Origin of the sequence: Microbacterium capsulatum (genome assembly GCF_030865425.1) — a bacterium.
Classification (GTDB): Bacteria; Actinomycetota; Actinomycetes; order Actinomycetales; family Microbacteriaceae; genus Microbacterium; species Microbacterium capsulatum.
The window spans coordinates 466,641-484,222 of the sequence record NZ_JAVFCB010000002.1; the positions used below are offsets into that span (position 1 = coordinate 466,641).

Sequence of the window (17,582 nt, forward strand, 5' to 3'; positions counted from 1 at the left end):
CCCGACCGCGCTCGCGCAGGGCAGGATGGAACGCATGGCACGTGCAGCGGTTGAGGAGTCGGACGCGATCGTCTGCGAGGACATCGTGATCGACCGGATCGGACACTCCGGGCCGGTGCGGGCGATCGACGGCGTGACCTTCACGCTTCCGGCCGGCGAACTCATGTGCATCGCGGGCGCGACAGGGTCCGGCAAGTCGACGCTCGTCGGCGCCCTCGCCGGAGCCGCGGATCCGTCCATCCGGGTGGCCGGCGGCGCCGCCCGCGTATGCGGCATCCCGGTGCGCCACCCCGGCCGCCGGCTGCGCGAGCTCACCTACCGGACCGGCTACCTGCCGCAGAACGCCGGGGCGCTGCTCACGCCGCAGCTGACCGTGCAGGAGATCATCGCCGAGCCGATCCTGCAGCGCGAGCGGCGCGTGAACGTCAAGGCGCTGGCGATCCGGGTGGCGACGCTGCTCGACGAGCTGCACCTGCCGCTCGGTCTCGCCACGTCGTTCCCGTACGAGCTCAGCGCGGGGATGCGGCAGCGCGTCGCGATCGCGCGGTCGTTCGTGCTCGACCCGAACGTGCTCATCGCGGACGAGCCGCTCGCGAACCTCGACGTGGAGGTGCGCCCGGTCGTGTTCGACGCGATCACCCGGCGCCGTAAGGAGCGCGGTATGGCGGCGCTGCTGGTGAGCAACGACGCCGCCTTCGCCCGCGAGCTGGGTGCCGAGACCCTGATGATCCGCGCCGGCGCCGTCGTCGCCCGGGGTGCCGGCTCCGATCTGCTGTGGACCCCGGGCGCCCAGTCGGGGCGTTGACGGGTGGCGCCCTGGTGCGGGCTGGTCGTGTTGCGTGCGTCACGGCCGTCTCCGCCGATCGGGTGCTGCCTGCCGCAGCGCCGGGCGCCGTCTTCCGGGTGCTGCCCGCCGCTTCGGCACCCGGCGAACGACGAAGGCCCCGTCGTGATGACGGGGCCTTCGGGGGATCGCTCCCCGGCTTGGACTCGAACCAAGAACCTGCCGGTATGCGCAATAGCACGCTCCGGTATCTGTACGCCGCATAACACGCGTGCAACACCTGGCAATCTCCTGCAAAATACCGGAATGAGCAACACCGCACTTCTCGCCGAGTACCGCGTGTACCTACTCGGTTCCGACCGCCGAGACGGCACCATCGCCCTCCGACTCCGCGAAATCGAGAAGCTGGCGATCACCCACGACCTCCGCACCGTCACCGAAGACGACCTGATCGCGATCCTCGCTCAGCGCCGCCACCAGGCGCCAGAAACCCGAAAGAGCATGCGCGCCTCATGGCGAGTGTTCTTCGAATGGGCGCACCGCAAGGGCCACCGCGCCGACGACCCGACCATCGGCATACGCCCCATCCGGATACCCGCCCGAGTACCACGCATCGCAGACGACGCCGCGATCCTCGCCGCCCTCGGCACAGAGAACCCGCACTACCGGGCCATGATCCTGCTCGGGAGAGGCGGATGGCTCCGCCTCTCGGAGATCGCATCCCTGCACACCAGCAGCCGGACAGGCCGCATGCTCACCATCCGCGGCAAGGGCGGGAAGGAGCGCAGTGTGTCGATCAACGACGAAGTAGCCGCGGCGCTCGACGTGCTCGAACCCCTGCAAGGCCCCGGCTACTACTTCCCAGGCTCTCGAGGCCGCGCCTACTTCCACCCGATCAGCGTCAACAAGATCATCACCCGACTCACCGGCTACAACCCGCACGCCCTCCGCCACGCCGGAGCAACAGCCGCGTGGCGAAAGACCCGCGACCTGCGCACCATCCAAGACATGCTCGGACACGCCTCGATCCGCACGACGCAGATCTACGTGCACACCGACGACGAACAGCGGCGCGCGGTTGCCGATGCCTCGCTACTCCGCTGAGGACGACGGGATGCCCAGCGCAAAAAGTTGCGAGAGATCTCTCACGACTTTTTGTGCATAGGTTCGCTAGCCGCGGGAGCCCCCAGCACTACCGGTTTCCGCCATGCCCCCGCCGTCACCATCGTGCGGCTCGAGACTCTGCGCCTGCAGTCACCGCACTCACGAAGAACGCCCCAGAGAACCCGGGGCGTTCTTCGTGTCACCAGTCCCGTGGACCTCGACCACGATCGCGGAACACCGGGAACGAGTCACGCGGAGGAGCCTTGTACCCCTTCGGCTTCTTGACCGTGCCGGTGGACTGCCAGCGGGCCGCATCCATCAGCGCGTGCCGGACCGCGAGGCGGATGAGCCAGTACACGCCCCAGATCACGAGGAACGTCGCGCCGAGGTACAGCAGCAGCGCGAGGATCCCGAAGCCGAGCAGCCCCGCCGCGATCCCGCCAACCGCCCCCGGATCCGGCGACAGCGGCTCGACCGGGAAGGGCTGAACAGGTATCGGCGTCGGATCCATGCCCGAAAGCTACCGGTCAGCGCGACGCCGCCGCAACATCCACCAGCCGAGCAGTGCTCCCGCGGCGACGACGGCGACCCAGGGGAGGGGCAGCGCCCACATGCCGCGGAAGATCGCGGCGTGCACGATCCATCGGAGGATCAGGCCCGGGATGTCGTTCACTTGTCGCACCGGCAGACGGGGACGGACCGACGGCCGCCGCAGTGCGCGCAGCGTCCGCCGTCGAGGACGTCACCGACGCGCGAAACGGCGTCGTAGGTGTCGTACGAGGCGAAGACGCGGGAGCGGGGTCCCCACCACCACTGGACCACGGACGGGCGCAGGGGGCGGACGGCGCCCTTGTCCTGGGATGCCTTCGCGGCGGTCCACTCGTCGAAGTCGACGGCGGCGAACGAGCGAGCCTTGAAGAGCCGCTTGGGGAGCCAGGCCGGGGGAGCGTCGCCGCGCAGCAGTTTGCGATCGGGGAGCCACCCGCGGCAGTCGGTCACGAGTTGGGTGCAGGATCGGATGATGCTGTCGGCGCGGGACCAGGACGGCGCGGACCACGACATCGGTGTGTCGGCGCGGCGAAGCTGGTTCAGCTTGTTCTGCACGACCACGGGCATGCCCATCGACTCGCGGGATCCGGCGATGCCGGTCACCTCGTCGAAAAGGATGTCGCAGTGCTCCGCCTCAAGGACCTGCGTCCACTCGGTGAGCCGGTCGCACAACGGGTGAGGGAGCCCGGTCCGCTCGTCGTACAGCTGCACCGTGGACAGGACCCGCCGCCAGCCCTCGGTTTCCCCGCGCTGAGTGTGCAGGTGAGCCGGGTTCGAGCACCGCCAGTACTGCCCGTCCAGGACCGGGAGCACGTCCATCACCATCAGCGCGGTCTTGCCGGATCCGTTCGGGCCGATGTACGCGCGGATCGAGGATTGCCGTCGCCGGTGGACCTTCTTCTTCGCCTTCGCCTTGAGTGGGCGCGGCGGCGGGCCGGGGGGCGCCGGGACCTGCGGCCCCCCGGCGCCCCCCGGCCCGCCGTCCCCGCCCGCTCCGTCGAGATCGATGCCGAGCTCTGCGAGCGCGGTCGCCTGGAATTCGACCATTAGCCGTTACCTCCGAACAGGGGGACATGCGAGAACAGGGCGCGGAACACCTTCACGACGAACGCGCCGATGTAGAAGAGCATCACGATGGGGAACACGATCGCGAGGGTGTCCCACGGCATCCACGCGCCGATAGACGCGGCACCGGCCAGGATCGGGCCGAACGCGTTTTGCGCGGTCACGATCAGCCCGTGCGCGCTATCGGTGTTCGGGAGAAGACCGATAAACCAGGTCGCCAGGTTCTGTGCGAGGCTCATGAACCATTCGGTGATCACTTGAACCTCACCCCCGCCGGGCTCTGATCGTGGTCACCCAAGCCGAGGCCGAGGCCGACGAACCCGAACACGCCCGCCCCGTACCGGATCACCGCGAGGAACCCGCCCAGGGCGATCACACCGGTCAGGATGCCGCGGACGACGGCGGCGACACCGGCCCACGGCTCGGAGCACGCCTCGAAGAGCCGCCCGTGGAAGGACACCCCGAACGCGTCGAACCCGAACGGGAGCCCCGAGCACCCGGACGAGGTGCTGAAGATCGCGCCCATCGATCCGACCGACGCGAGCAGTTGCCCCATGCTCGACGCCTCCCAGGCGCGGCTGATGTTGCCCTTGACGTTCTCGACCTGCGAGGCCCGCGGCACGAACGCCCATTCCAGGGCGCACTTGATCGGCACGAACACCCAGTCCACCGGATTCCAGGAGATCGCGCCCGCCCAGCAATTCCGGTTCGCTTCCGGGTTCCCCGGTTGGGTGCCCGGTTCCAGCGTCATCTGCGGGGAGGTCGTCGCCGTCGGCGCCGATGCCGGGTTCGAGGCGCCCGGCTGCGGGTATGCCGTGCCGGTCGCGATCGCGTTCGGTTCGAACAGCCGCGAGTAGTAATAGCACTCGGACAGGTCGAGCACCTGCCCCCCATAGGTGCATTGGTAGAGGGTGCTCTTGTTCGGGTCCGAGTACCAGCCCGCGCACGACAGCGGGTTGACCAGGCACGACCCCACGCCCTGCTTGATCAGGTCGAGTTTCAGCAGCGTGCCGTTGCCCGGCTGATAGGTGCGCTGCCAGTCGCGGATGACCTGCGGAACCTCGGAGGTGACTTGTGTGCGGGTCGGGTTCGATCCGGGGATGTATCCGGGCTCGTCGGCCGGGACGACCTCCACGATCCGTTTCGTCTCGATCTCGGACGGCGGCAGGGTCGGCGCGCACGGCTGCGGGACCAGAGCGTCCGTCTCCAGGAACGTGGAGGTGCGGCAGGAGAACGTGTGGCCCGACTCGGCGAAGACCGTCGTCATCAGCTGCACCGGCTTGACGCCGGGCGAGTAGGTCGGCGCGCCGAGGTCGGGGGAGTTGTACGGCATGGGGTTAAGCGTCGTCCACGACCCCGAGGAGTTCGGGCGGACGTGGTAGACGTACGCGTTCCAGTCGAGCCGGGCGCGCCACTGGTACTTCGTGCCCGACGGCATCGTGAACCCGGCCACACTGTCGGAGGAGGCGAGCTTGTCGAGGATGACGCAGTTGACGCACCCGGGCCGCGCGGACTTGTAATCGACCTTCACGCTGGCCCGGTCCACGTCCAGCGGCACGGACACGCTGATGTAGTTACCATCCGTGGTCGTGCCGTACGGCCCCGACGTGGACACGAGCCGCATCTCGAGCAGGATCGAACCGGTCCCGGTGGCGAGGGTGCCCGATACCGGGATCACCCACCCCTCTTTCCGGGCGACGTTCAACGGCGGCGTGGTCCCGCTCGCCGGAACCGTCGTGTCCGACCACTGCGGCACGCCGAACGTGATCCCCGCGAACGTCAGCGGAAACTGCGCGATCCCGGCCGGAATGGTCACGTTCTGCGGCTGATAGCTCGGGTTCTTCGCCTGCTTCCAGCTCGCCCGGATCGCGTTGCAGTCCACCCCGGATCCGCCGATCGGTGCGAGCGACGACAGCCAATCGTGCACGCCCGTGAAGAACTCATCGAACGGACCACCGACCCGGGCGCAGTTGTCCCAGTCCGACTGGGAGATGTACGACGGTTTCGGGGAGTCGTGACTGTAGTCCACAACCTGCTCGGTGCCCTGCCCGGCGCCGTACTGCACCAGCAGCGACAGGCCACCGAAGAGCCCGTTCGCCGCTCCGGTCGCGATCCGCGTCGGCGCGACGTTATAACTCCCCGGCGCGAGAACCCCGCTGCGCGTGTTCGAGACTTCCTTCGTGATCTGCTCCGGGCTCAGCCCCGACCCGTTCAGCACCGACGCCGGGAGCGTCTGCGCATAATCACCCGGATCCGTGCCGATCGTCGCGTGCGCCCCGCTCGGAATTGCCACCGCGGCCGCGGTCACGAACGCGACCACCGCGAGAGCACTACCCAACCTGCGCATGCTGACCCTCCAGGGACGAGCCCGTTAAGTGCGACCATGCCCGCCCCAAGGTGCGTAGGGCGGGCATGGCGGGGGCCTCAGGAAACGAGGCGCTTCGCCCAGCGGAAGACGAAAGGCACGCCGAACGCGATCAGGCCGATCGCGAGCAGCGCGGGGGCGTTCGTGGTCAGGTAGCCACCGAAGTCCGCGAACGCGGTGGCGACCAGCCCGCCCGGGTCGGTTGCAACGAGGGGGACCATTTTTCACCTCCTTTCGGTCGTCGGCCCGCCGGTCAGCGGACGAGTCGGATAGCCACGCCGACGGCGAGGCCAAGCAGGAAGAAGCTCAAGATTTCCGCGATCACCGCAGGAGCCGTTTCGCCCACGTCCACACCCACACGAACGCGTAGGCCAGGGCGACGGAGCCGACCAGCGGGGCGGCGAGGAGATCGAACGTCGGCATCTCATGCCTTCGCCGCGATCAGCACGCCCACCGCGAACGCCACGATGCACAGCCCCGACCAGATCGCGTCGAACCGGTCGCCGGTCAACCCGACGACCTCCGGGGGAACGTCCGCCCACCGCATCAGTACCGCCCATCGACGACCACCGCCGCGCCGACCACCACGAGCGCGAAAGCGCTCACGATGCCGACGAACCAGACGATCACATCGAACACGAGTCCGGCCCCTACTTCGTGGCCGGCTGCATCAGCGCGTGGAAGGCCTCCAGCTCGTCGCCGGTCACGTAGCCGACCACGGTCAGGCTGGAGCCCCACTCGCGCGACTCCCCGAGCTCGACCATGAGGCCGATGACCTCACCCACACCCGGGACGGGCGGCGCGTCCGGCCGGTTCGGGAATCGCACGTCCGCGACCGAGAAGCCCTCCTGGAGCAGCTTCACGTCGCGGCGACCGACGTTGCCGGTCTTCTTGCCCTCGCGGTCGTACTCCGGCTGGTTCTCGATCCCGAGAACGGTCCCCCGGATCAGCATCGACGGGCGGACGGGCTTGCTCACTGCCATGATCTCAACTCCTAAAATTGGTGCCCCGGTCCATCGCCGGAAGCTCTACTAGGAGTTTAGAAACCGCAGATCAGACTACTTAAATGGCAAATTCAGGCCGCCGCGGGTTCACCCGCGTCACGCGCTTTCAGCACCCGGCGCAGCAGATCCGCGCCGAGCTTGTCCCAGTCCGGCCCGCGGCGATCCCCGAGATTCGCGGCCAACGTGGACAGGTGCTCGCCGTACTGCTTGACCATCCACGAGAGCGCCCGCTCGAGATCCGACTCGCGGCGTTCCCGAATGTGCACCCGCTCGACGTTGGCCTCGGTCAGCCGGCGCAGCAGATCCCTCGACCAGTCGGCGTACCCGTACGCGTCCTCGGGTGTGCCCTTCGCGGCCACCCAGCGGGAATCCTTCTCCGGCCTCACCTGCACTTCGACGCGACACAGGTTCCGGTCATGCACCTCCGGCAACCCCTGCTTACGCGCGATCTCGTTCAGCTGCTTGCCCTTCTCGTACAGGCGCGCGCGCACCGCCGACTTTTCCGAGCCGACATAGAACGTGCGACCCGTGTGCTCCGGATCCTCCGCATCCCGCATCCAGTCGCCAGCCTGCGAGATCTTCAGCCGACGCCGCGTCACACGCTCCGGGTCAAGGTCCGGATCCGACACCGCGCACATGATCTCGAGCAGCTTGTCCCAGGTGCCGACGCCCTCGCAGATGTCCTCCGCGGCATCGACACGCGTCGCGTAGTGATCTTCCGGCCACAGACCGCGGATCATCGGCACCACCTCATCGCAGTCGTCGGACGAGACGATCAGGTGAGGATCCCCGTTCGCCCCGCCGAAAAGGATCGTGCAGAGCGTGGAGTCATCACGACGGATCAGCGCGCCGAACTCGTACCCGTTCCGGGGCCGGCCATTCTCGACCGTCGCGCGAAGCGCGGACGCGACCTGATGCAGCACGGCGTACGAGTCGTCCCGGATCGTGGCCGAGTACCAGTCGAAGCGCACTTGCGGCCCCCTTCCCTCTCCCCAGCGGGGAGGCTATGGATTGGGGGTCTAGACCCCCGTGTTACAGAACGGGGGTCAACCAGCCTGAGCCGACCCCAGGGCGCCCGTCAGGAGCCCTCGAGCGCACCCCTGACGGTGCGCCAGCAGATCACCGACACCGACCAGCGGGCTCCCGCAGCCGAGGCACCACACACGCCCGTCAGCACGCCGGAAACCGTCGCGTACGCCCCTCTCCCAGCCGCACTCGAGACACATCACCGAACCGGCGTACTCGACCCGCGTCCCGTGCTCGCAGGCGCTCACAGCGACCGCCACATCAGATACGCGACACCCGCCAGAAACAGCAGCGGCAGCGCCAGAACCCCGACGATCGCAGCAGCCAGGCTCACAGCACCAACCGCCGCATCACGTCATCCCGACCAGCCCAGCCCTCCGGACGAACCGCCGCAATCCGCACATACGCAACCACGCACAGGACACCGTGCCGCTCCGCAGCCGCCAACGCGTCGCGCGCTGACTCCCAAGAGATCTCCCACCCGCACCGGCACGATGAGACGAACCGCGGGCTCACAGCGGCAGCCGATCGCCCGGGCATCGCCACGCGATGACCGCCGCCTCCGTGAACAGACGCGCACCGAGCGGGCCTGGAAGCTGAGCCGCGACCTCAAGCCTGCCTTGCCGGGCGGCGAGGTTCACGCACTCACGTGTCACCCCGAGTCGTCGCGCAACTTCGCGCGATGTCAGGAGTTCCCCAAAGTCCTGCACTTGCACAAGTCCGACCATGGTCAGACTCTAGGGCTATACCTTGCAATTGCACAACTCCGACACACATCGGATATCGACAACCGTCAGAACGGGTGCACACTTAACCCATGTCCACCAACACCATGCATGATCAGCGCTTCGAGATGAACAAGGCCGACCGCCTGAACCTCGCGTTGCGCCGCTCCGGCCTCACCGCTCAGCAGCTCGCCGCGAAGATCGACATTTCGCGCGCGACGATCAGCGCATGGATCAACGGACGCAACGAGCCGCGCCGGAAGGAGTTGGCCGCGTTCGCCCTGGCGACGGGCTACCCGGTGCGCTGGCTGGAGACGGGAGAAGCCCCGATCCAGGGCGGACCTGGATCGGGGCTTCGTGGGCTCCCCGGCTTGGACTCGAACCAAGAACCTGCCGGTTAACAGCCGGCTGCTCTGCCAATTGAGCTACCGAGGAATGCTTCCCGCTGCGCGGGCAACTCGTCAACTATAGCAAAGGTTGTGCGCTTCCCCCGTCATCGGCCGGGACCCCGGGCGCGTCGCGTCCGGGGCGCCGCGGGACTACTTGGCGGAGCCCCTCAGAGAGCCTTTCGTCTGCCCTGCGGGGTCCGAGACGATGCACTGCACGAGGCGGTCGTTCATCTTCTCCCAGGTGTCGCGCGTCGGCGTGATCGAGTTGACGTCGAGGGCGGAGGAGTCGAACGCGACGCCGATGAAGTCCGTGAACGGGGCGCCGTCGCACGTCTCGGCGGCGGTCCCGATGGCGCTCTCGTCATAGGGGCCGTCGGGCAGTGCGAACTCGTAGAACACCTCCTCGTCGTGCGGCTGGTCGCACGGCACGACGTCGGTGCCGCTGATCTGCGCACCGGCATCCTTGAGTTTGCAGTCGCCCACCTTCAGGTTGAAGATGTCGATGTTCGAGCCCGCGGTGACCTGGCCGCTCGCGCTCGCGCGCGGCGCGTCACTGCTTCCGCCGAGCCCGCCGCTCAGCACGCTGCAGCCGCTCAGGCCCGTGGCGAGCAGCATCGCCGCGCCGATGACGGTCGCGCGCCCGAGAACCCTGCCATTCATGCGATCCCCCCTCCGGAAGCACCGACCGCGCTCGTGGCGCGGCCACAGACGACGGTACCGGCGGGGGAGCGGCATACCCAAACCCGCGGGATCTCGAGACCCGGTCAGCCCTCGAGGTCGTCGACGCCGGGGAGCCAGCTCGCGCCGGGCCGGCCCCAGCCGCGCTTGCGGGCGATCTTCTGCACGGTCTTCCAGTCGCCGTCGTCGAGACGGTCGACGTAGAGGATCCCGTCAAGGTGGTCGAACTCGTGCTGCATGATCCGCGCCCGCCAGCCGTCCACCTCGATCCGCACGTCGTTGCCCTCGAGGTCGATGCCGGTGACCAGCACCCGCTCCGACCGGCGCAGCGCGAACCGCTCGCCGGGGAACGACAGGCAGCCCTCGGACTCCAGATCGGGGTCCGGTGCGCCCGGTTCGAGCGGGGCCATCCAGAGCACCGGGTTGATGATCTCGCCGCGCCACGGGTTCTCGTCGTCGTCGACGTACGAGTAGACGTAGATCCGCAGTCCGACGCCCACCTGCGGGGCGGCGAGCCCGACCCCCGGGGCGAGGTCCATCGTCTCGAACATGTCGGCGACGAGCGTGCGGATCTCGTCGGTGATCTCGCCGACCGGGTCGGCGAGGGAATGCAGGACGGGATCGCCCATGATGCGAATCGGAAGCACTGCCACGCGTCAACCCTAGTCGGCGCGCAGGGGCGGGTAAGGTCGAAGGGTGAACGGGGACCTGGCGCTGGGCGCCGCGGTGGACAACGTCGGCGAGCATCTCGCCGGCGTGTTCCAGAACCCCGGCCTGCTCCTCGGCATCCCGCTCGCCCTCGCCGGCGCGGTGTTCATGTCGCTCGGCGCCCAGTACCAGCACCGCGGCGTCGAGAAGGTCGAGCGGCTCAGCGGATCCGACGCGGCCACCGGTCTGACCTGGGCGCAGGTCAGGGGCCTGCTGACCCGGCCGTCCTGGATCGTCGGCACCCTGATGCTCGGCCTCGCGGTGATCTGCCAGCTCGCGGCCCTGACCAAGGCCCCGCTCATCGTGGTGCAGCCGCTCGGAGCGATCGCGCTCGTCATCACGACCCTGCTCAACGCCCGGGTCAGCGGGATCTCGCCGACGAGGCGCTCGCTCGTGTCGATCATCGCCTGCGTCGGCGGCATCTTCGTCTTCGTGCTGTTCGCCGCGCTGTTCGCGGCGGAGCACCAGATCAGCGAGAACCAGCTGTTCATCATCCTGACGATCCTGCTGCTCGTGATCATCCTGCTCGGCACCTGCTGGCTGATCCTGCGACACCGCATGCGCGCGCTCTTCTACGTCACCGGCGCGGGAATCCTGTACGGCTTCGTCGCGACCCTGGCGAAGGTGGTCATCACGCGGATCCAGTACGCCCAGTTCGACTGGGTGACGCTGGTGTGCGTGATCGCGCTCATCGCGGCCGCGGCCGCCGGCGCCTACTTCGTGCAGACCGCGTACGGCTCCGGCCCGCCGGATCTCGTGATCGCGGGACTCACCGTCATCGACCCGATGGTCGCGGTGCTGATCGGCCTGCTGGTGCTGGAGGAGGGCTCCGCCGCGCAGCCCTGGGTGTTCTTCGTGTTCGGCGTGGCGGGCGTCGTCGCCGGCTGGGGCGTCGTCACGCTGGCGCGCTACCACCCGCAGGTGATGAGTGAGAGCCAGGAGCTCCCGATCACCCGCGGCTCGGACGACCACGTGACGCAGAACCCGTCCGAGCCGACCGCGCGCGGAGAGGGCTGGGGCGACCCGTGGCCGTCGAACGTCGCGCCGATCCGGTGCCCGGAGGCGGAGGATCCGTCCACCGGGCAGCCGCCGAAGACGTCCGGAGACGACCGGCGGAACGGGTCGGACGGCCGCCCCGAGTAGAGCCGGCGTCAGTAGTCGACGTCGATGAGATCCGGCGCGACCTCGGCGGCCGCGGCCTCGTCCACGAAGAACACCGTGCGCTTGCGGCCCTTGGCGCCCGCGGCCGGCACGTTCTCGTAGTTCGCCCCGGCGAGGGCGAGGCCCAGCGCGGAGGCCTTCTCCGCGCCGGTGAGCACCAGCCAGACCCGCTTCGACGCGTTGATCACCGGACGGGTCAGCGTGATCCGCTCCGGCGGCGGCTTCGGCGACTCGCGCACCGGCAGCACGGCCGCATCGGTGACGCGGATCTCGTCGCGGTCCGGGAACAGCGACGCGATGTGCCCGTCCGGTCCGACCCCGAGGAAGCAGACCGCGAAGGACGGCCAGGCGCGGCGCCCGTCGCCGTAGACGGCGAGTTCGTCGGCATAGGCGCGGGCGGCGTCGTCGAGGCTCAGCCCGGCGTCGCTCGCCGCCATCTCGTGGATGTTCTCCGCCGGCACCGGGATCCGGTCCAGCAGGGCCTCACGGGCCTGCAGCGCGTTCCGGTCCGGATCCGCCGCGGGCACGAAGCGCTCGTCGCCCCACCAGAAGTGCACGAGCGACCAGTCCACCTCGTCCGCGCGGGGGTCCTCGGCGACGGCGCGGAGCACGGCGGAGCCCATGCTGCCGCCGGTCAGCGCGACGTGCGCGATCCGGCCGTCCGCGATCCGCGCCTTCACGCGGATGAGGAAGCGGTCCGCCACGGTGCGGGCGAGCGAGGACGGGTCCGCGCCGATCACGACGCGCTTGGCGGGGGAGTCGGACGCCATCTCAGACCGCCGGCTCGGGAGCGGCGAGCATCTCGAAGCCCTCGGTGATCACCCGGCCGTAGAGCACGTCGGGGTCGAGGCGGCGCAGCTCCTCCGCGAGGCACTCGCGCAGCGTCCGCCGCGGCAGGTGCAGCTCGTGATCCGGCTGTCCGGGCTGGGTGAGAACGGCGGATCCGGGCACCGGCCGCTCGAGCAGGATGTCGCCGCTCGCGCGGGTGAGCCGCACCGACTTGATGCCCTCCTGCCAGTGCTCCGGGTCCTCGTACGCCCAGCGCACCGGGACGTCGAGGGCGAGCCGCAGCCAGCCGGCGAGCAGCGCGGTCGACGGGGAGGCGGCGGCGCCGCGCACCTCGGCGGCGACGACCTCCTCGTACGGCGGCTGGTCGAGCACGGCGGCGAGCTGCTCCCGCCAGTGCGTGAGCCGGGTCCAGGCGAGGTCGGTGTCGCCCGGCACGTGCGTGTGGCCGAGCAGACCGAGCCGGGCGCGCACGTCGTAAGCCGTGGCGGCGTCGGTGATCCGGCGCTGAGCGATCCGGCCCAGCGGCGACTCCGCGGGCGCCTCCGGGGCCTCCTGCGGCCACCACACCACGACGGGGGCGTCCGGGAGGAGGAGACCGGTGATCAGGCTCTCCTCATTGCTCGCGGCCTCGCCGTAGGCGCGGAGGACGACGACCTCGCTGGCGCCCGCGTCGCCGCCGACCCGGATCTGCGCGTCCAGCCGGGAATCGCCGGGACCGGTGGTCAGCACGATCACGCGCATCGGATGCTCGCGGGACGCGTCGTTCGCCGCGTCGATCGCGGCCTCGGCGATGCCGTCCGTCGCCGCGATGACGAGCGTCAGCACGCGTCCGAGGGCGACCACGCCGCCCTCCTCGCGGGCCTTGACGAGGTTCTTCGCGACCTGTCCGGTCGTGGTGTCGGGGAGATCGATGATCACGGGCGCCTCCAGACACGTCCGTCGCGGGCGAGCAGGGCGTCGGCGGAGGCCGGGCCCCAGGATCCGGGGGCGTACTGCTCCAGCGGGCCGCCCTCGTCGGCCCAGAAGCGCTCCACCGGGTCGAGGATCTTCCAGGAGAGTTCGACCTCCTCATGGCGCGGGAACAGCGGCGGGTCGCCCAGCAGCACGTCCAGGATGAGCCGCTCGTACGCCTCAGGGCTCGCCTCGGTGAAGGCGTGGCCGTAGCCGAAGTCCATCGTCACGTCGCGCACGTTCGAGCCGCTGCCGGGGACCTTGGATCCGAAACGGATCGTCACGCCCTCATCCGGCTGCACGCGGATCACGAGCGCGTTCTGGCCGAGCTCCGAGGTCTGCCCGCGGCCGAACAGATGCTCCGGCGCGCGCTTGAAGACGACGGCGATCTCGGTGACGCGACGGCCCAGGCGCTTGCCGGTGCGCAGGTAGAACGGCACCCCCGCCCAGCGGCGGGTGTTGATCTCGAGCTTGACCGCGGCGTACGTCTCGGTGGTGGAGTCGGGGTTCATCCCCTCCTCGGCGAGGAAGCCGGTGACCTTCTCGCCGCCCTGCCATCCGCCGTCGTACTGGCCGCGCGCGGTGGCGAGGGAGAGATCGGCGGGGAGCGAGACCGCGGCGAGCACCTTCTCCTTCTCGGCGCGAAGGTGGGCGGCGGAGAGGCTGATCGGCTCCTCCATCGCGGTCAGCGCGAGCAGCTGCAGCAGGTGGTTCTGGATGACGTCGCGCGCGGCGCCGATGCCGTCGTAGTAGCCGGCCCTGCCGCCCACGCCGATGTCCTCGGCCATCGTGATCTGCACGTGGTCGACGTAGTTGCGGTTCCAGATCGGCTCGTACAGCTCGTTCGCGAAGCGCAGCGCGAGGATGTTCTGCACCGTCTCCTTGCCGAGGTAATGGTCGATCCGGAAGATCGAGTCGGCCGGGAACGTGCCCTCAAGCGCGTCGTTCAACGCCCGCGCCGAGGCGAGGTCGTGGCCGAACGGCTTCTCGATGACGACGCGGCGCCAGTGGTCCGCGTCCTGTTCGCCGTCGACGAGGCCCGAGTCGCGCAGCTGCCGGGCGACGAGCGGGAACGCCTTCGGCGGGATGGACAGGTAGAAGGCGTGGTTGCCCATCGTGCCGCGCTCGACGTCCAGCGTCTCGACCGTCTCGCGTAGCCGGCGGAACGCGTCCGGATCGTCGAATTCGCCGGAGACGAAGCGGATCCCCTGGAGCAGCTGCGCCCAGGTCTCCTCGCGGAACGGGGTGCGGGCGTGCTGCTTCACGGCCTCGTAGACGACCTGCGCGAAGTCCTGGTCCTCCCAGTCCCGGCGGGCGAAACCCACCAGGCTGAACCCGGGAGGCAGCAGGCCGCGATTGGCCAGGTCGTAGACGGCCGGCATGAGCTTCTTGCGGGACAGATCGCCGGTGACGCCGAAGATCACCAGGGCGCTCGGGCCCGCGATCCGGCTCAGGCGACGATCGTCGGGGTCGCGCAGCGGGTTGTGTCCGCGGGAGACGGGAACGGTCATCAGTGGGGGATTCTCCTGGATGTTAGGCGCCAGCGGTCACTGAGCGGCTTCGAACAGGTCGAGCACGTCGTCCTGCGGCTCGGTGATCGTGAGGGTCACCACAGGCCGGCCGTGCTCGGCGAGCACCGCCGCGTCGCCGGCGGCCTGGGCCTCGATGAGCTGGCCGAAGGTGAACGGCCGACCCGGGATCTCCAGATCCACGTCGGTGCGCTCGATGATCTGCAGGAACACGCCCTGCGCCGGGCCGCCCTTGTGGTACTGGCCCGTGGAGTGCAGGAAGCGCGGACCCCATCCGAACGTCGTCGGACGGCCGGAATCGGCGGCGACGAGCTCGCGCAGACCCTGCAGCTGCGGCATCTCCAGACGGTTCACGTACGCCTGGATGGCGACGTAGCCGTCCCCGGGGACCTGCGCCCACAGCGCGTCGAGCACGCCGGCGATCGTGCCGGAGGCGACCAGGGCGGGATCCGTCGCGCGGACCTCGACCCCGTCCGCGACGAACGCCGCCGGCGCGGGCTCCGGGCGCGCGTCCAGCAGGCCGCGGGCGGCGTGCTTGGCCGACTCGACGTCCGGCTGGTCGAACGGGTTGATCCCGAGCAGGTGCCCGGCGATCGCGGTCGCGTACTCCCACACGACGAACTGCGCGCCGAGCGTGCCGCTGACGAGGATCTCGCCGGGGTGGCGCTCATGCATGTGGAACTCGTTCGCGTCGTCGACGAGACGCACGAGCTGCAGGTCGGCCGGCACGGACTCCACCTCGGGGGAGACCGGGAGCAGCACGACGGGCAGGATGCCGGTGCCCTCCTTGCCGGTGGACTCCGCGATGAGCTGCTCGATCCAGTCCGGCAGGCCCACGATGTGCGTGCCGTCGGTGATCAGGCCGAGCTTGTCGCGGCGCCGTGCGACGACGGCCTCGCCGTGCGCGGCGATGGCCGCGCCCAGGCGCAGGGCGGGGTTCTCCGCCGAGTCGACGGCGACCTGCAGCAGCGTCGCCTCCGCCTCGTCCAGGAGCTCGGCGATGTCGACGCCGGCGAGCCCGGCGGGGACCAGGCCGAACGCGGTGAGCGCGGAGTAGCGGCCGCCGACGTCCGGGTCGGCGGTGAAGACCCGGTACCCGGCGGCCCGGGCGGACTCCTCCAGGGGGGAGCCGGGGTCGGTCACCACGACGATGCGCCCGGCCGGGTCGATGCCGACGTCGCGGAACGCGGCCTCGAACGTGCGCCGCTGCGAGTCCGTCTCGACGGTGGATCCGGACTTCGACGAGACCACGAGCGCCACGTCCTCCAGGCCGGAGTCGAGCGCGGCGAGCACCTGTCCCGGCGAGGTGGAGTCGAGGATCGTGAGGTCGACTCCGGCGGTCTGCGCGATGACCTCGGGCGCGAGCGAGGATCCGCCCATGCCTGCCAGCACGACGCGCGTCACGCCCCGGGCGCGCAGCTCGTCGCGCAGGGCGAGGATCTCCGGAACGAGCGGGCGGGAGATCGAGACCGCGTCCACCCAGCCGAGCCGCCGGGACGCCTCGTCCTCGGCCGCCTCGCCCCAGATCGTCGGATCGCCCGCGGTGATCCGCGACGCGATGAGGTCGCCGACGAGGCGGGGCACGATCGCGTCGATCGCGGCCCGCGGCGCCCCGGAGGTGTGGATCTCGAAGCTCACTTGTGGGCGTCCAGTCCCGCCCGGACCTGACCGAGCAGCCCGTGCCACGAGTCGATGAACTTGGCGACCCCCTCGTCCTCCAGGACCTGGGTGACGTCGTCGAAGTCGACGCCGACAGCCGCGAGGTCGGCGAACACGGCCCGCGACTGCTCGTAGGCGCCGGTGACGGTGTCGCCGGTGACGACGCCGTGGTCGAAGGTGGCCTCGAGGGTCTTCTCCGGCATCGTGTTCACGACGTCCGGGGCGACGAGCTCGGTCACGTACAGGGTGTCCGGCAGGTTCGGGTCCTTCACCCCGGTGGACGCCCACAGCGGGCGCTGCTTGTTCGCACCGGCGGCGAGGAGCGCGGCGGCGCGGTCGCCCGCGAACACCTGCTCGTACAGCTCGTACGCGAGGCGGGCGTTCGCGAGCCCGGCCTTGCTGCGCAGCGCGGTCGCCTCGGGGGTGCCGATCGCGTCCAGGCGCTTGTCGGTCTCGGTGTCGACACGCGACACGAAGAACGACGCGACCGAGCGGATCGTGGACAGGTCGATGCCGGCCGCCTTCGCCTGCTCCAGGCCCGCGAGGTAGGCGTCGATGACCTCGGCGTACCGCTCCAGGCTGAAGATCAGGGTGACGTTGACGCTGATCCCGGCGGCGATCGATGCGGTGATCGCGGGAAGGCCCGCCTTCGTGGCGGGGATCTTCACGAGCAGGTTCGGGCGGTCGACCTTCGCCCAGAGGTCGGCTGCCTGGGCGATCGTGCCCTCGGTGTCGTGAGCGAGGTCGGGGGAGACCTCGATCGACACGCGGCCGTCCACGTGGCCGGACGCCTCCCAGACGGGGCGGAACACGTCGAGGGCGTCCCGGACGTCCCGCGTGGTCGCCTCCATGATCGCCTCCTCCGGGGTCGCGCCGCGCTTGGCGAGCTCCTCGGTCTCCGCGTCGTACGACGTGTCGTCGGGGTTGGTCATCGAGTTCGCGAAGATCGTCGGGTTCGTCGTGACGCCCACGACGTTGCGGGTGGCGATCAGTTCCGCGAGGTTGCCGGAGTGGATCCGGGTGCGGGACAGGTCGTCGAGCCAGATGCTGACGCCGGCGGCGGAGAGGGCTGCGGTGGGGGTGGTCATGCGTGTCT

The 17,582-nt window shown here is 69.8% G+C and carries 20 protein-coding genes and 1 tRNA gene; 4 read left to right on the forward strand and 17 right to left on the reverse strand.

Annotated elements, in window-relative coordinates; all coding sequences use genetic code 11:
• The first annotated feature begins 34 nt into the window (after positions 1–34).
• Together RBR11_RS05155 and RBR11_RS05160 are read left to right on the forward strand one after the other, a co-directional pair.
• On the forward strand, positions 35–805 hold the full coding sequence (locus RBR11_RS05155) for an ATP-binding cassette domain-containing protein (RefSeq protein WP_308488228.1): 771 nt from the start codon (positions 35–37) through the stop codon (positions 803–805).
• A 285-nt stretch (positions 806–1,090) separates the two neighbouring features.
• On the forward strand, positions 1,091–1,888 hold the full coding sequence (locus RBR11_RS05160) for a tyrosine-type recombinase/integrase (RefSeq protein ID WP_308488229.1): 798 nt from the start codon (positions 1,091–1,093) through the stop codon (positions 1,886–1,888).
• A gap of 199 nt (positions 1,889–2,087) precedes the next feature.
• On the opposite strand, the gene RBR11_RS05165 is transcribed toward RBR11_RS05160, so the two are convergent.
• The 9 genes from RBR11_RS05165 to RBR11_RS05205 form a co-directional block, all read right to left on the reverse strand.
• Positions 2,088–2,399 (reverse strand): hypothetical protein, encoded by a 312-nt coding sequence (locus tag RBR11_RS05165; RefSeq protein ID WP_308488230.1) that lies wholly within the window; start codon positions 2,397–2,399, stop codon positions 2,088–2,090.
• A 9-nt stretch (positions 2,400–2,408) separates the two neighbouring features.
• Positions 2,409–2,561, reverse strand: coding sequence for a hypothetical protein (locus RBR11_RS05170; protein WP_308488231.1), 153 nt, complete (start codon positions 2,559–2,561; stop codon positions 2,409–2,411).
• Positions 2,558–3,484 carry a hypothetical protein gene (locus RBR11_RS05175; protein ID WP_308488232.1) on the reverse strand — a complete coding sequence of 309 codons (927 nt, stop codon included), beginning with the start codon at positions 3,482–3,484 and terminating at the stop codon, positions 2,558–2,560. Before RBR11_RS05175 ends, RBR11_RS05170 begins: the two co-directional genes overlap by 4 nt.
• Positions 3,484–3,741: a hypothetical protein gene (locus RBR11_RS05180; RefSeq protein WP_308488233.1), complete on the reverse strand. Its 258-nt coding sequence runs from the start codon at positions 3,739–3,741 to the stop codon at positions 3,484–3,486. Before RBR11_RS05180 ends, RBR11_RS05175 begins: the two co-directional genes overlap by 1 nt.
• Positions 3,742–3,755: 14 nt before the next feature.
• The gene (locus tag RBR11_RS05185; RefSeq protein WP_308488234.1) at positions 3,756–5,840 is read right to left on the reverse strand and encodes a hypothetical protein; all 2,085 of its coding nucleotides are present in this window, start codon (positions 5,838–5,840) and stop codon (positions 3,756–3,758) included.
• Between the two features lie 86 nt (positions 5,841–5,926).
• A complete protein-coding gene (locus tag RBR11_RS05190; protein WP_308488235.1) occupies positions 5,927–6,088 on the reverse strand; it encodes a hypothetical protein in 162 nt (53 codons plus the stop codon).
• Positions 6,089–6,291: 203 nt separating this feature from the next.
• Positions 6,292–6,414, reverse strand: coding sequence for a hypothetical protein (locus RBR11_RS05195; RefSeq protein WP_308488236.1), 123 nt, complete (start codon positions 6,412–6,414; stop codon positions 6,292–6,294).
• A 103-nt stretch (positions 6,415–6,517) separates the two neighbouring features.
• A complete protein-coding gene (locus RBR11_RS05200) occupies positions 6,518–6,850 on the reverse strand; it encodes a hypothetical protein (RefSeq protein ID WP_308488237.1) in 333 nt (110 codons plus the stop codon).
• Positions 6,851–6,942: 92 nt separating this feature from the next.
• A complete protein-coding gene (locus RBR11_RS05205; RefSeq protein ID WP_308488238.1) occupies positions 6,943–7,842 on the reverse strand; it encodes a replication initiation factor domain-containing protein in 900 nt (299 codons plus the stop codon).
• A 908-nt stretch (positions 7,843–8,750) separates the two neighbouring features.
• Between RBR11_RS05205 and RBR11_RS18345 the strand changes: the two genes are divergently transcribed.
• The gene (locus RBR11_RS18345) at positions 8,751–9,023 is read left to right on the forward strand and encodes a helix-turn-helix domain-containing protein (RefSeq protein ID WP_373889773.1); all 273 of its coding nucleotides are present in this window, start codon (positions 8,751–8,753) and stop codon (positions 9,021–9,023) included.
• On the opposite strand, the gene RBR11_RS05210 is transcribed toward RBR11_RS18345, so the two are convergent.
• The 3 genes from RBR11_RS05210 to def all read right to left on the reverse strand — a co-directional run bounded on the left by RBR11_RS05210 (position 8,985) and on the right by def (position 10,342).
• A tRNA-Asn gene (locus tag RBR11_RS05210) sits at positions 8,985–9,057 on the reverse strand. The genes RBR11_RS18345 and RBR11_RS05210 overlap by 39 nt on opposite strands.
• 104 nt (positions 9,058–9,161) lie before the next feature.
• Positions 9,162–9,671: a septum formation family protein gene (locus RBR11_RS05215; RefSeq protein ID WP_308488239.1), complete on the reverse strand. Its 510-nt coding sequence runs from the start codon at positions 9,669–9,671 to the stop codon at positions 9,162–9,164.
• Between the two features lie 104 nt (positions 9,672–9,775).
• Positions 9,776–10,342 (reverse strand): peptide deformylase, encoded by a 567-nt coding sequence (gene def / locus RBR11_RS05220; protein WP_308488240.1) that lies wholly within the window; start codon positions 10,340–10,342, stop codon positions 9,776–9,778.
• A gap of 43 nt (positions 10,343–10,385) precedes the next feature.
• Between def and RBR11_RS05225 the strand changes: the two genes are divergently transcribed.
• Entirely contained in the window at positions 10,386–11,540 is a 1,155-nt protein-coding gene (locus tag RBR11_RS05225; protein ID WP_308488241.1) for a DMT family transporter, read from the forward strand.
• 8 nt (positions 11,541–11,548) lie between these two features.
• Here RBR11_RS05225 and pgl read toward each other — a convergent pair whose 3' ends face one another.
• The 5 genes from pgl to tal are packed head-to-tail and all read right to left on the reverse strand — an operon-like array spanning position 11,549 to position 17,574.
• Positions 11,549–12,328, reverse strand: coding sequence for a 6-phosphogluconolactonase (gene pgl / locus RBR11_RS05230; RefSeq protein WP_308488242.1), 780 nt, complete (start codon positions 12,326–12,328; stop codon positions 11,549–11,551).
• A 1-nt stretch (position 12,329) separates the two neighbouring features.
• Positions 12,330–13,265: a glucose-6-phosphate dehydrogenase assembly protein OpcA gene (locus RBR11_RS05235; protein ID WP_308488243.1), complete on the reverse strand. Its 936-nt coding sequence runs from the start codon at positions 13,263–13,265 to the stop codon at positions 12,330–12,332.
• Positions 13,262–14,809, reverse strand: coding sequence for a glucose-6-phosphate dehydrogenase (gene zwf / locus RBR11_RS05240; RefSeq protein WP_308488244.1), 1,548 nt, complete (start codon positions 14,807–14,809; stop codon positions 13,262–13,264). The genes RBR11_RS05235 and zwf overlap by 4 nt, the downstream gene beginning before the upstream one ends.
• 36 nt (positions 14,810–14,845) lie before the next feature.
• Entirely contained in the window at positions 14,846–16,465 is a 1,620-nt protein-coding gene (locus RBR11_RS05245) for a glucose-6-phosphate isomerase (RefSeq protein ID WP_308488245.1), read from the reverse strand.
• Complete coding sequence (tal, locus tag RBR11_RS05250; protein WP_308488246.1) at positions 16,462–17,574, reverse strand: transaldolase; 1,113 nt, start codon at positions 17,572–17,574, stop codon at positions 16,462–16,464. Before tal ends, RBR11_RS05245 begins: the two co-directional genes overlap by 4 nt.
• Positions 17,575–17,582: the final 8 nt, after the last annotated feature.